Raw genomic sequence first — 11,816 nt, 5'->3', positions numbered from 1 at the left:
TTCAGTCGTATTCAACCGGGTCAAGCTCGACTTCATCTGGCAGCAACCTGCTGGCGTCAATGCGGTACAGCGTGCGTTCGGGCGCAAGCCAGCCGGGAATGGTGGTGACATCCTCATAGCGCCCAAGGATCATCAGCACGTTATCAAGGTCGAATGTGGTGGTGCCGTCCGGGTCGGTTGCCATGGGGCAGTATAACAGCAGGCCCTCGGCCATGTACTCCATGGTTTCAACTTCAAGCCACAGATCGGGCAGGTTCGCGGCGGGGTTGGCGCGTACGCGGCCCATGCGCTCCCATATGCCGCGCAGGCCGTCAATTTCCTTCAGGTCCATGATGATGCTGTACTGGCTGCGTGTCAGGACGCACGTATCAAGCGTATCGGCGCGGAGGAGAGAGTGCATGCGATCCTTTCCTGCCCTGTCGCGGTCGGGGCATGAGGCATGACCATACGGTCCTGCCGCCCTGATTTCAACCTTTCCGGCACCATTCCAGCCATGATGTAGACCCGCACCAGGATGGACTGATTGGCCCTCCGAGGCTGCACGGCCCCATGGCCTGACGCACGCCATCCTGCAGGCGCGGCGGGTTGCCCGTGATGCAGGGGCATTTGATCCGGCATGGCTGATGGTGCCCTGCCAGGTCGCCAGAGTGACAGACCCGTCGCTGCTGTCGGTTGGTGTATGCCGGGATGGTAAAATCCTGCCTCGACCCGTCAGCATCGCGTGGCATGCAGGTGCGGCTGGCGCTTGAGCGTGTGGCACGGCATGGATAGGCAAAAGCATGCCGGCCACGCATGCAGCACCGTGCGTTAGGGGATGCGTGGTCGCCGTTCCATTCCTGGCAGGTGATCTGGGGCCTGCCCGCGCTGCCAGTTCCGCCAGGGCGCAACTGAGGCAAAAGCGCCGCCTTTTTTCAAAACGCTTTACCAGCAGCCTTGCTGCCGTCCCAGAACCTAGCGGTAATAACCGTAATAGGCCGGGGGCGGCGGGGGTGGTGGCGGCGGATAGGCATAGACCGGGTAGGGCGGCGGATAACCATAGACCGGATAGCCATACCCGTAGCCATAGGGCCGGTAGCGATAGGGCGACATGGCAACCCCCAGCGCGGTGCCAGCGGCCATGCCCATGCCAAAGCCGCCCCAGCCCCAGCCACGGTGCCAGCCGCCGCCCCAACCGGGGCCACCGCGCCAGCCGCCACCCCATGCATGGGCCGCAGGAGCGGGCAGAACGCCAACCAATCCCATGGATACAGCCAGCAGCAGGGCCAACTTACGCATCTGACGGGTTCCTTTTTTGTACCATTGCAAACGCGATATTGGCATGGATCGGCCAGATATCCAGCCCTCATGCCTCACCGTTCCGTGATGTTACGGGTCAGGAAACCCGGGGAACCGGGCATTTTCATGACAGTGCGCATCTCGCTGATCAAACGAAGCTTTTTGAAAAAAGCTTCAACAGAAACTTTTGTCTTTTCACTGACCCTGTCGGGCGCGAAGCCATCCGCCGAGTGATGCCAGCGCCTCTTTCAGCGGGCCGTCGGGCATGTCGTCAATCTCCACGGGTGGCGGTGGCGTGCGCGGCGGGGCAGGGGATGGGGCCTGCTGGGGCAGTGCGAGCAGGTCCTGTACCATTTTCAGCCGCTTGACCACGCCGTGGCCGCAGGTGGTGTTGATGCGGGCAATGACGGTGGGCGCGAGATGTTGCAGTTCCATTGCCACCGGCCCCTGGCAGCCCACCGTCAGCGTGCCGGCCGAGAGCTTGCGCGGCACGGTCAGTGCTGCCAGATGCGGGCCTACAATATCCGCCCAGTCCGTCATCACCTGCACGGCGGCGGCTGACTGTTTGCGAAAGACCGGCTGGCTGATCTGTGGCAGCAGGGCCGCCATGCTGCGCGCGCGAAAGGCCCGGCGCGGCGGCTCGGGGGCAGCGGCGGCTTCGTTCTTTTTCTTGCTGCGTGGTGGCGGGTTCGTCATAAACGGGTCCGTGTTATCTTGTGCTACCGATCTGTTACGCTGGTATGACCGGCACCGTCGCATTCTGCCATGGCGCGCGCTGCCCGGCCAGAGTGTTGATCCCTATCGGGTCTGGCTGAGCGAGATCATGCTCCAGCAGACCACGGTTACGGCGGTCATCCCCTATTTCGAGCGCTTCCTTGCCGCCTTCCCCGATGTCACGGCGCTGGCCCGCGCGCCCCAGGACCGGGTCATGGCGCTGTGGGCGGGGCTTGGCTACTACGCCCGCGCACGCAACCTGCATGCCTGCGCCAAGGCCGTGGCAGCGCGGGGCGGCACCTTTCCCGATACGGTGGAAGGGCTGCTGGAACTGCCGGGAATCGGGGCCTATACCGCAGCGGCCATTGCCGCCATCGCCTTTGGCCGCCCCGTGGTGCCGGTGGATGGCAATGTGGAGCGCGTGACCAGCCGCCTGTTCGCCCTGACCGACCCATTGCCCGGTGCCCGCAAGGCCATTGCCGCCCACGCCGTGACCCTGAACGCGGATGCGCAGGCAAAAGCCCGCCCGTCTGATTTCGCGCAGGCCCTGTTTGACCTTGGCGCAGGCATCTGCACGCCGCGCAATCCCGCCTGCGTGCTGTGTCCGTGGCGCGAGGCCTGCGCGGGCCATGCGCAGGGCATTGCCGCCACCCTGCCGCGCCGCGCGCCCAAGCCCGTGCGGCCCGTGCGGCATGGCGTGCATTTCTGCCTGGTGGATGAAGCCGGTGGCCTGCTGCTGGTCCGCCGCCCTGAAAAGGGGCTGCTTGGCGGCATGATGGGCCTGCCGGGGCCGCACTGGCGCGATGACCCGTGGCCCCAGGCGGAAGCGCTGGCGCAGGCGCCTGCTACCCCCCACCTGCAACCGCACTGGCGCATGGTGGGGCAGGTGAAGCATGTATTCACCCATTTTACACTGCTTGTGGATGTGTACGCAGCCACGATTGCGGCCTTTCCCAACAGTTTGGCGGCACAGGGATACGTGCATTACCCCGCTGATGGCGCTGTGGCGCTGCCCTCGCTCATGGGCAAATGCGTCAAGGTTGCACGCAAGGCCGGTATTTTTTGATTGACGCCGATATGATCCGCGCGGTTGAGTGATGGGTGTCCGATCAGGAAAGGGACCGTAATGTTCGCTTTTGTCCAGATGCTTTCCCCCGTTGTGGCCCTGCTGGGCCTTGTTGCCGCCGCCCGTTACTGTTCAGCCCCCGCGCGTGCCATGCAGCCGGTCCGGGTGCGCGCGCGCCGCTAGGATGCAGCCCGTGCAGGGTGTGGGTCCGCTCCTGTTTTGCATCCTCCTCCGGCTTCCTGTAGCAGCCGGAGCATGACATTTATTACCATAAAGCGCGCGGCGGGGCATGAAGATGCACCGCCGCGCACCGGGGTACTGCTGAGCAATCTCGGCACCCCCGATGGCACCGGCTATGGCCCTGTGCGCCGCTATCTGGCTGAATTCCTGTCAGATCGGCGCATTATCGAAGCCAGTCCCCTGATCTGGAAACCGATCCTGTATGGCCCGGTGCTGACCTTCCGCCCGCGCAAGTCGGGCGAGGCGTATCACCGCATCTGGCATCATGACCGTAATGAAAGCCCGCTGCGCACCTATACGCGCGACCAGGCGGAAATGCTGGCCAAAAGGCTGGAAGCTGACAATGTGCCGGTGGCCTGGGGCATGCGCTATGGCCAGCCCTCCATCAGCCAGGCGCTGCATGAGCTGGTGGCCCAGGGGTGCGACCGCATCCTGCTTGCCCCGCTTTACCCGCAATACAGCGCCACCACCACGGCCACGGCCAATGACCAGGCGTTTCGTGCCCTCATGCGGTTGCGCAACCAGCCCGCCATCCGCACCCTGCCGGCTTTCCCCGACCATCCGGCCTATATCGCGGCCCTTGGGCGCTCGATCACGGCCCGGCTCGAAACGCTTGATTTCAAGCCGCAGATGATTGTCGCCTCCTTCCATGGCCTGCCCAAGGTGTATGTGGAAAAGGGTGACAGCTATGCCGATGAATGCGCGCGCACCATCATCGCGCTGCGTCAGGCCATGGGGTATGACGAGCGCATGATGCCGCTTACCTTCCAGTCCCGCTTTGGCCCGGCAAAATGGCTGGAGCCCTATACCGCGCCGTTTATCGAGTCGCTGCCCGGGCAGGGCATCGAGCGTATTGCGGTGATTACGCCGGGCTTCATTTCCGACTGCATCGAAACGCTTGATGAAATCGGCAACGAGGCGGCGGAAGACTTCATCAAGGCGGGCGGCAAGGAACTGGCCCTGATCCCATGCCTGAACAACTCACCCGATGCCATCGACCTGCTCGAGACCCTGGTGCGCGAGGAACTGGCAGGCTGGTTGCCACGTAAGGCGGCAGCCTCGGTTGGCTGAGGTCTTTCCTGCCCGCTAACGGAAAAGAGTTTTTTGGTGAAGCTTTTTTCAAAAAGCTTCAGGAAGTGCCGCCTCCGGCAAAAAGGCGGCACCCGAAAGCATTGATGATGTGCTCCCTGTCAGGGCCGGTCGCAGCTTTCGGTCAGGTCATTATAGACCTGCCCTTTAGGACATGAAGCCGGAGGGCGCTGTGGCGCAGGCTGGCCCTGCGTGCCGGGCTGCGGCTGTGCCGGAGCTGGGGCCAGCAGGGTGGACAGATCCTTGTCATAGACGGAATCGTCTTCAGGCGCGTTGTTGCCCGTGGCGTTATAGACTTCGGGTGCGGCCCGGTAGCTGGCACTTGCCGCGGCAGCCCCCATCGCGGCCCCCGCGCCATAATAACCGGGCCAACCCCAGCCCCAGCCACCCCAGCCGCCGCCCCAACCCCAGCCCCAGCCGCCCATGGGGTAACCCCAGCCGACATAGCCGGGGTAGTAGCCCGCACCCCAGCCGCCCCAGCCCCATCCACCGTGCCAGCCGCCCCAGCCACCGCCACCATGCCAACCTCCGCCGCCATGCCAGCCACCCCCGCCGCGACCGCCCCCGCCAAAGCCGCCGCCGCCATGGGGGGCAGCATGGGCGGGCAGGCTCAGTGAGCCGCACGCAATCAGGGCCAGCGTCACGCCTGTCAGTGCCTGTTTGAGCTTGTGCATGTTCCATTCCTGCATGTCTTGATGGGGTTTATCGCAGAAAATCACCGATCGGGAAAAGACGCGGCGCGGCCGCTTTCCTGACGCCGCATTGCATAACGCAGGGATTGCCGCGCCGGATGCCCTTGTGGGGCAGCGAGACGGGTGCGCGCCTCTTTATTCATGAATGGCATTTCTGCCCGGTTTGGGCCGATGCGCAAGCGTGGGGTGCAGCGCCGTAACACTCCGTAGCATAAACCGGCCTCAGCGCCGGATCAGGTGTGCATGGCCAGCAAACCGTTATCGAAACAGACAGAAGCTAAGAGACTGTTTGAAAACAATTCATTGATAAAAAATAACAAAAGTTTCTGGGTGCCGCCTTTTTTCAAAAAGGCGGCGTTCTTTTGATCCATCGCGTATTCCAATACGCTCAGGGTCGGCCAACCCCCCGCAGCCGGTGCAGCGTGATGATGGCCGCCGTCAGTACGATCGCGGCACAGGTCTGGTGCACCGTGCCCGCCCAAACCGGCACGACCAGCAGCAGCGTGGTAACACCCAGTGCGTATTGCAAAAGCACCAGCCAGCCCAGCACGGCCAGGGCCGCATGCACGTCCTTGCCCAGTTGCGGGGTGCGCAGCCCCAGCACGATCGTCACGCCAATCAGCACCGCCGTGGTGGTGGCCAGCAGCCGGTGGTCGAACTGGATGGCGGGAATGTTCTGGAACCAGTTCAGCCAGAAGGGGTGCAGCCTGGCATAACCCTGCGGGATCAGGTGCCCATCCATGAGGGGGAAGGTATTGTAGGCAAAGCCCGCATGCGTGCCCGCTGTAAAGCCGCCCGCGATCACGGTTATGCCCACCAGCAGGCAGATGGCCCAGACCAGTGCATGAATGCGCCGCACTTCAGGCGTTGCGGGAATGAAGACGGGGCGTGGCGTGCGCACGGACAGCGCCGTCCATAAAATGGCGATGTAGAGCGCAAAGGCGCAGCACAGGTGCAGCACCAGCCGCACCGGGGCCACGGCCGTGCTGTCCGGGTTGAAGCCCGATGCCACCATGAACCACCCGATGGCGCCCTGCAGCCCGCCCAGCACGAAAAACAGCACCAGCCGCAGCGCCAGCCCCCGGCTTAGCGCCCCGGTGATGGAAAACCACACCAGCGGCACCAGCAGCACGAAGCCCATCAGCCGCCCCCAGAAGCGGTGCGTCCATTCCGCCCAGAAGATCTGCTGGAAGCCCGCAAGCCCGAAGCCATCATGCAGGATCTTGTATTGCGGGATGGTCTTGTACAGTTCGAACTGCCGCTCCCATTCCGCATGGCTCAGCGGCGGGATCATGCCGGTGATCGGCCGCCAGTCCATGATGGACAGGCCCGAGCCGGTCAGGCGCGTGTAGCCGCCAAGGGCGATCATGCCCACGAGCATGAAGCAGATGGCGAACAGCCAGGTGGAGATACGCTGCCTGTTGCGCAGATCCTGCGCGGAAGGGGGCGTGCGGCCCATCAGGGAGCCAGTGGAAGGATATGCGGACATAACCGGATTTAGACCGCCCTTGCAGTCAGCCGCAAGGCGATGCTAGGCGCGGAGGAACATATATTCTTCCACAACCGGGACGCACGCATGACAGCACCGCACGCCGCACCGCCCGCGCCCGTGGCACAGGGCAGTCTGCGCGTGCTGGTCCGGCCTCTGCTTCTGCTGGCGGCCTTTGTCGCGCTGACGGTGGCGCTCGGCCGCCTGCCCGGCGTGCGCGAGATGCTGAGTGCGGGGCATGGCCTGCATGCGGGCGCAGGCGGCGTGGCCGTGTTCGTGCTGGTGGGCAGCGTGTTCTGCGGGCTGGGCCTGCCCCGGCAGGCGGTGTGCTTCGCCGCGGGTGCTGCTTACGGAATCGGGGCCGGATGCGCGCTGGCCACGCTGGCTACCGTAACCGGGTGCCTGTGGGGCTATGGCTGGGGCCGGTGGGCGGGGCGCATGCGCATGCCCGCCCGCCTTGGTGCAACCCTGGCGCGGGTGGAAGGTTGCGTACGCGCGGCCCCCTTCGCCTCGGTGCTGGCGCTGCGGCTCATGCCGGTCGGCTCGGCGCTGCTGCTCAACCTGGCCGCAGGCATGCTGGGGGTCAGGGTCGTGCCGTTCGTGCTGGCTACCCTGCTGGGCAGCCTGCCGCAGACCGTGGTGTTCGTGCTGGTGGGCACGGGTATGCGGCTCGGTGGCGGGGCGCGCATCGGGGTTGCCATCGGGCTTTTTGGCCTCTCCGCGCTGGTGGGGGTGTGGCTCATGCGCCGCATGCGCGGCCTGCGGCCATGGCAGGAATGAATTGCAGTGATGTTGTAATTAGAGGGTGAAAAAATGGACCACGCTGGTCTACTAGTCCCCACAGTCTTTTAATATTGGAGCGCCTCATGGGCTCATCCGCAACGGCGGGCCGTCCGGCAGAAACCCCCGTGCCTGAAACGACCGGCCGCCCCATGGGCTGGATCGCGATCCTGCTGGGGTTCCTGACCGCGGTCGGCCCGGTCTCGACCGATATTTACCTGCCTGCCTTCCCCGAGCTTGAAACCACGCTGCATGGCCGCGCGGGCTCGGCGCAGATGACGCTGGCGGTGTGGTTCGTGGGGCTGGCCATCGGCCAGATCACCATGGGCCCGCTATCGGACCGATTCGGTCGCCGCAGGCCCATGCTGGTGGGTACGCTGGTCTATACGCTGGCCTCGGTTGGCTGCGCCATGGCGCGCGACATTCCCACCTTTTCGTTCTTCCGCTTCGTGGCCTCGCTCGGGGCTTCGGCCAGCCTGATCATTCCGAGCGCCTGCGTGCGCGACATGTCGCATGGCAATGAATCCGCGCGGCTGATGTCGCGGCTGGTGCTGGTGATGGGGGTCGTGCCCATCCTGGCGCCCACGCTGGGCGGGCTGGTGCTGTCGATCGCGTCGTGGCGGTCGATCTTCTGGGCGGCGGCAGTCTATGGCGTGATCTGCATCGGGCTGATCTGGCGCGTCCTGCCCGAGACCCTGCAGCCTGCCAACCGCAGCGAGTTCTCGCCCGTAACCCTGTTCAGCCGCTATGTCATGCTGGCGCGGGACCGGGGGTTCATTACCCATGCCATGATCGCGGGCTTTGCGTGCTTCATGTCCTTTACCTACCTGTCGGCCGCGCCTTCGGTGTTCATTCACCAGTTCGGGCTTACGCCGGCGCATTTCGGCATGATGTTTGGCGTGTTTGCGGTGTGCATGATCGGGGCGTCGCAGCTCAATGGCGTGCTGGTGGGGCGTATTGACGCCGCCCGTATCCTCGGCGTGTCGGTGGGGGTTGCGGTGGCAGGCACCATGGCCATGACGGTCATGGCCATTGTCATTGCCTTTGCCATGCAGCATGGCGGCCATCCGCCGCTATGGATGCTGGGCTGCCTGATCCTGGCCATGATGGTCTCGCTGGGCACGACCGGCATCATCGGCCCCAATGCCACGGTGGGCGCGCTGGCCGACCACCCGCGTTTTGCGGGCAGCGCCTCGGCTTTTGTCGGCACGCTGCAATATGTGCTTGGCGCCGTGGCCGGTGCGTTCGTGGGCATGCTGCCTGCCAACTCGCCGCTGCCCATGGCGGGCGTGATGCTGATGGGGGCCGCGATCATGATGGTGATGGTGCTGCTGCGCCCCGCCCGCGTGCCGACTTCGCTGCCTGCCGGGGCGGCTGAGGAATAAAATCTTCTTCCCTTCACCCCGGCGCGTGATGGATGCCAAAGCATGCGCAAGGGGTGCGGATGGGGTTGTCGGGCTGGCGCGTGGCGGCTACAGCGGGGGGCCGTCCAGTGGGCGACAGTTTCGTGAACGGGGCGCGTATGTCCCGGATTTGTATGACCATGCAACGGGGACCGTGCACCGATCATGACGACCGCCCAGATCGACCTGAAACAGTATATTCGCCATATCCCGGATTTTCCCAAGCCCGGCATCCTGTTCTACGATATCTCGACGCTGATGCGGAACGCCGATGCCTGGCAGATCGCCATGGGCCGCCTTGCCGCAGCCGTGGCGCCGTGGGCGCCCGATGTGCTGGCCGCCATCGAATCGCGCGGGTTCCTCACGGCAGCGCCGCTGGCCAGCCGCCTGGGCTGCGGGCTGGTCATGCTGCGCAAGCCCGGCAAGCTGCCGGGTGAGACGGTGTCCTACAGCTATGACCTGGAATACGGCTCCGATTCGCTGCACATCCAGGCCGATGCGATCCTGCCCGGCCAGCGCGTGGTGGTGATGGATGACCTGCTGGCCACCGGCGGCACGCTGGTCGCCTCGGTGGCCCTGCTGCACAAGGTGGGTGCCAATGTGGTGGGGGCTGCCACCCTGATCGAACTGACCGGCCTTGGTGGCCGCGACCGGCTGGACGTGCCGGTCAAGACGCTCGTCTCTTACGACGAATAACCTGCCGTCCGGGCGCTGGTGGCATGCGGCATACGCTTTCTTCCATGCGGCCATTCGGCTGTGAGCCTGTTCGTACAACCGGTATGGTGTACGATATGCAGGCATCGTATCTGGACAGGGGGAGCCACGCGCCGGGATGAAAGGTCTTGAGCTTTCCCTGACCCGTTTTCAGGACCAGATACGGGCATTTTTCCGGCGGCTGTGGCCGCCGGGCATGACCGTGCGCCAGGACCATCTGCGGTGGCTGTACGCGCCGGGCATCTTCACCTTCGGCTATGCGCTGCGCACCACCATCACCTCGCTCATCGCGCTGGGCATTGCGCTGTGGTGGGAGCTTGGCAGCCCGCAATGGGCGGCGCTTACGGTGTGGATGGTGGCGCAGGGCACGCGCGGCAAGAGTGTTGCCAAGGCGCGGTGGCATCTGTTCGGCATGGTGGTGGGCACGATCTGCGCCGTGCTGCTGGTGGCGGCGTTTCCGCAGGCGCCGCTCATGTTCATCCTGCTGCTGGCCATCGGCATCGGCACGTTCTGTTTTATCGGCACGCTGCTGCCCGGCCCCGCCACCATGACCAATTACCGCATTCACGGCATGCGGGCGAGCGGGTTCACCTATGCCATCATCTCGCTTGATGGCATTGCCGACCCGCAGCACATCTTCATGACCGCCATGTCACGCGCGACCTATATCGTGCTGGGCATCGTGCTGGAGAGCACGGTTTCCTCGCTGTTCCAGTTCAAGCTGGCCAAGCGCGCGGAAGACCGGCTGGCCGACAATTTCATGACCGCCATCAACGGCGCGGCCCAGACACTGGCCTCCCTGCTGTCGGGCAATACGCAGGTGCTCAAGCAGGCGCGGGGCGTGTTCTCCAACATCACCACGCTGAGCGACCAGATCGAGTTTGCTGAGGTCGAGATGGGCGCCCATCGCGGCCATGAGGGCGATCATGCCCGCGCGGCCCTTGCGCGGGTGGCCATGCTGCTCTCGCGCGGGCTGGATCTTGCCGCCCTCATGCAGGGGCCGGTGGGCCGCCCCGATGCCGCCTTCAACGCGACATCGAGCAAGGTGCAGGCCTTCCTCAAGGACATGGCAGGCGAGCTTGAGGCCAGTGACGACATCCACCCCGTGCTGGCCCGGCTGGCGGAACTGCAGGCGGCGTGCCGGCAGAGCGTGGCCGATTCCCTCGACCAGGAAATGGGCAGCCCCGGCAGCCTGCCGGTTGACCCGCAACTGGTGCAGATGCTCTCGCAGCAGCGCATGCTCAATTACGCGCTGGGCCAGATCCTTGATGAACTGGAACAGGCGCTGATCCAGTTTGACGCCAGCCGCAACCCGCTGGCGCATGACCATTTTCACTACCGGCTCAAGACCTTCCGTGACTGGCAGCAGGCCTTTACCAACAGCCTGCGCGCCTCGGTCACCATCTTCGGGGCGGGGGTGATCTGGATCACGACCGCATGGTCGGCGGGGCTGACCTTCATCATGTTCGTCTCCATCGTGTGCAGCCTGTTCTCCACGCTGGAAAAACCGGCCTTGGCCACCCGGGCCTTCCTCGGTGGCGCCATTATCGCCTCGATCGTGGGGGGCATACTGGTGCTGTGGCGGCTGGCCGAGCCCACCACATATGAAATCATGGCGGTGTGCCTGTTCCTGCCCATGCTGGCGGGTGGGCTGGCCTTTGCCTATCCGGCCCTGATCCTTGGCGCCGTGTCTTACAACCTGTTCCTGCCCATCCTGCTCGGGCCGGGCAACCAGAGCCGGCTGGACGAGGTGGCGTTCTTCAACACCGCCATGCCGCTGGTGGTGGGGCTGTGGTACGCGATGTGGGCGTTCCGGCTGGTGCTGCCGTTCGATACGAACGACATGCGCTGGCAGATGCGCACCGGCATCCTGCGCGGGCTGCGCTACGTGGCCCGCGCCCGCACGCTGCCCACCACGCTGTATGTGGTCGAGCACAACGTGGACCGCTTCGTGCGCCTGCTGACCAATGCCGAAAATACGCCCGATACCATTATCGACGCCTACCTGCAGGGCATCCTGTCCGCCATGACCATCGGGCTGAACATCATCCGCCTGCGCGCCATCCTTGAGCGGCACCTGTTGCCGCCCGAGGCGCAGCGGGTGCTGGGCGAGATGATGGGCCGCATGGCACAGTTCAGTGGCCGTTATGGCGGGCATTACGGGCGCACGGCGCGCTCGGCCAAATTCGCCATCGTGCACTTGCAGCAGCTTGCGGGGCAGACCGACAATCTGGGCGTGCGGCTGGAAATAGACAGTGCGCTGGGGTGCCTGTACGTGATTTCGTTCGAACTGGACCACAACCAGAAATTCTTTGATGCCTCCAGCCCGTATCTTGATCCGGTCATGGCGTGAC

At 64.7% G+C, this 11,816-nt stretch carries 12 protein-coding genes; 7 read left to right on the top strand and 5 right to left on the bottom strand.

Features of this window, described 5'->3' with window-relative positions; all coding sequences use genetic code 11:
- Position 1: 1 nt before the first annotated feature.
- The 3 genes from QEG70_RS05215 to QEG70_RS05205 form a co-directional block, all read right to left on the bottom strand.
- Complete coding sequence (locus QEG70_RS05215) at positions 2 to 400, bottom strand: hypothetical protein (protein ID WP_308719692.1); 399 nt, start codon at positions 398 to 400, stop codon at positions 2 to 4.
- Between the two features lie 551 nt (positions 401 to 951).
- Positions 952 to 1,275: a hypothetical protein gene (locus QEG70_RS05210; protein ID WP_308719691.1), complete on the bottom strand. Its 324-nt coding sequence runs from the start codon at positions 1,273 to 1,275 to the stop codon at positions 952 to 954.
- A gap of 195 nt (positions 1,276 to 1,470) precedes the next feature.
- Positions 1,471 to 1,971: a DciA family protein gene (locus tag QEG70_RS05205; protein ID WP_374762549.1), complete on the bottom strand. Its 501-nt coding sequence runs from the start codon at positions 1,969 to 1,971 to the stop codon at positions 1,471 to 1,473.
- On the opposite strand from QEG70_RS05205, the gene mutY reads away from it, so the two are divergent.
- The 3 genes from mutY to hemH all read left to right on the top strand — a co-directional run bounded on the left by mutY (position 1,883) and on the right by hemH (position 4,366).
- Positions 1,883 to 3,055 (top strand): A/G-specific adenine glycosylase, encoded by a 1,173-nt coding sequence (gene mutY / locus QEG70_RS05200; protein WP_374762548.1) that lies wholly within the window; start codon positions 1,883 to 1,885, stop codon positions 3,053 to 3,055. The genes QEG70_RS05205 and mutY overlap by 89 nt on opposite strands.
- Before the next feature lie 60 nt (positions 3,056 to 3,115).
- Complete coding sequence (locus tag QEG70_RS05195; RefSeq protein ID WP_255210478.1) at positions 3,116 to 3,238, top strand: hypothetical protein; 123 nt, start codon at positions 3,116 to 3,118, stop codon at positions 3,236 to 3,238.
- A 72-nt stretch (positions 3,239 to 3,310) separates the two neighbouring features.
- On the top strand, positions 3,311 to 4,366 hold the full coding sequence (gene hemH / locus QEG70_RS05190; RefSeq protein WP_308719689.1) for a ferrochelatase: 1,056 nt from the start codon (positions 3,311 to 3,313) through the stop codon (positions 4,364 to 4,366).
- Between the two features lie 119 nt (positions 4,367 to 4,485).
- On the opposite strand, the gene QEG70_RS05185 is transcribed toward hemH, so the two are convergent.
- Both QEG70_RS05185 and QEG70_RS05180 read right to left on the bottom strand, forming a co-directional pair.
- Complete coding sequence (locus QEG70_RS05185) at positions 4,486 to 5,058, bottom strand: hypothetical protein (protein WP_374762547.1); 573 nt, start codon at positions 5,056 to 5,058, stop codon at positions 4,486 to 4,488.
- 406 nt (positions 5,059 to 5,464) lie between these two features.
- Entirely contained in the window at positions 5,465 to 6,535 is a 1,071-nt protein-coding gene (locus QEG70_RS05180) for a COX15/CtaA family protein (protein WP_308719687.1), read from the bottom strand.
- A gap of 117 nt (positions 6,536 to 6,652) precedes the next feature.
- On the opposite strand from QEG70_RS05180, the gene QEG70_RS05175 reads away from it, so the two are divergent.
- The 4 genes from QEG70_RS05175 to QEG70_RS05160 all read left to right on the top strand — a co-directional run bounded on the left by QEG70_RS05175 (position 6,653) and on the right by QEG70_RS05160 (position 11,815).
- A complete protein-coding gene (locus tag QEG70_RS05175) occupies positions 6,653 to 7,345 on the top strand; it encodes a TVP38/TMEM64 family protein (protein ID WP_308719686.1) in 693 nt (230 codons plus the stop codon).
- An 86-nt stretch (positions 7,346 to 7,431) separates the two neighbouring features.
- Entirely contained in the window at positions 7,432 to 8,730 is a 1,299-nt protein-coding gene (locus tag QEG70_RS05170; protein ID WP_308719685.1) for a multidrug effflux MFS transporter, read from the top strand.
- A 183-nt stretch (positions 8,731 to 8,913) separates the two neighbouring features.
- A complete protein-coding gene (locus QEG70_RS05165; RefSeq protein WP_129551551.1) occupies positions 8,914 to 9,444 on the top strand; it encodes an adenine phosphoribosyltransferase in 531 nt (176 codons plus the stop codon).
- Positions 9,445 to 9,580: 136 nt separating this feature from the next.
- Entirely contained in the window at positions 9,581 to 11,815 is a 2,235-nt protein-coding gene (locus tag QEG70_RS05160; protein ID WP_308719684.1) for an FUSC family protein, read from the top strand.
- Position 11,816: the final 1 nt, after the last annotated feature.

This window comes from Komagataeibacter xylinus (genome assembly GCF_031081985.1).
Lineage (GTDB): Bacteria > Pseudomonadota > Alphaproteobacteria > Acetobacterales > Acetobacteraceae > Komagataeibacter > Komagataeibacter xylinus_E.
The sequence above is the reverse complement of the archived record's forward strand: the minus strand, read 5'-3'. Positions and strand labels throughout refer to the sequence as shown.

Bases quoted from the DNA above. Each gene is read 5' to 3' on its own strand.
- QEG70_RS05215 (WP_308719692.1), bottom strand. From the start codon at position 400: ATGCACTCTCTCCTCCGCGCCGATACGCTTGATACGTGCGTCCTGACA.
- QEG70_RS05210 (WP_308719691.1), bottom strand. From the start codon at position 1,275: ATGCGTAAGTTGGCCCTGCTGCTGGCTGTATCCATGGGATTGGTTGGC.
- mutY (WP_374762548.1), top strand. From the start codon at position 1,883: ATGCTGCGCGCGCGAAAGGCCCGGCGCGGCGGCTCGGGGGCAGCGGCG.
- QEG70_RS05205 (WP_374762549.1), bottom strand. From the start codon at position 1,971: ATGACGAACCCGCCACCACGCAGCAAGAAAAAGAACGAAGCCGCCGCT.
- QEG70_RS05195 (WP_255210478.1), top strand. From the start codon at position 3,116: ATGTTCGCTTTTGTCCAGATGCTTTCCCCCGTTGTGGCCCTGCTGGGC.
- hemH (WP_308719689.1), top strand. From the start codon at position 3,311: ATGACATTTATTACCATAAAGCGCGCGGCGGGGCATGAAGATGCACCG.
- QEG70_RS05185 (WP_374762547.1), bottom strand. From the start codon at position 5,058: ATGCACAAGCTCAAACAGGCACTGACAGGCGTGACGCTGGCCCTGATT.
- QEG70_RS05180 (WP_308719687.1), bottom strand. From the start codon at position 6,535: ATGGGCCGCACGCCCCCTTCCGCGCAGGATCTGCGCAACAGGCAGCGT.
- QEG70_RS05175 (WP_308719686.1), top strand. From the start codon at position 6,653: ATGACAGCACCGCACGCCGCACCGCCCGCGCCCGTGGCACAGGGCAGT.
- QEG70_RS05170 (WP_308719685.1), top strand. From the start codon at position 7,432: ATGGGCTCATCCGCAACGGCGGGCCGTCCGGCAGAAACCCCCGTGCCT.
- QEG70_RS05165 (WP_129551551.1), top strand. From the start codon at position 8,914: ATGACGACCGCCCAGATCGACCTGAAACAGTATATTCGCCATATCCCG.
- QEG70_RS05160 (WP_308719684.1), top strand. From the start codon at position 9,581: ATGAAAGGTCTTGAGCTTTCCCTGACCCGTTTTCAGGACCAGATACGG.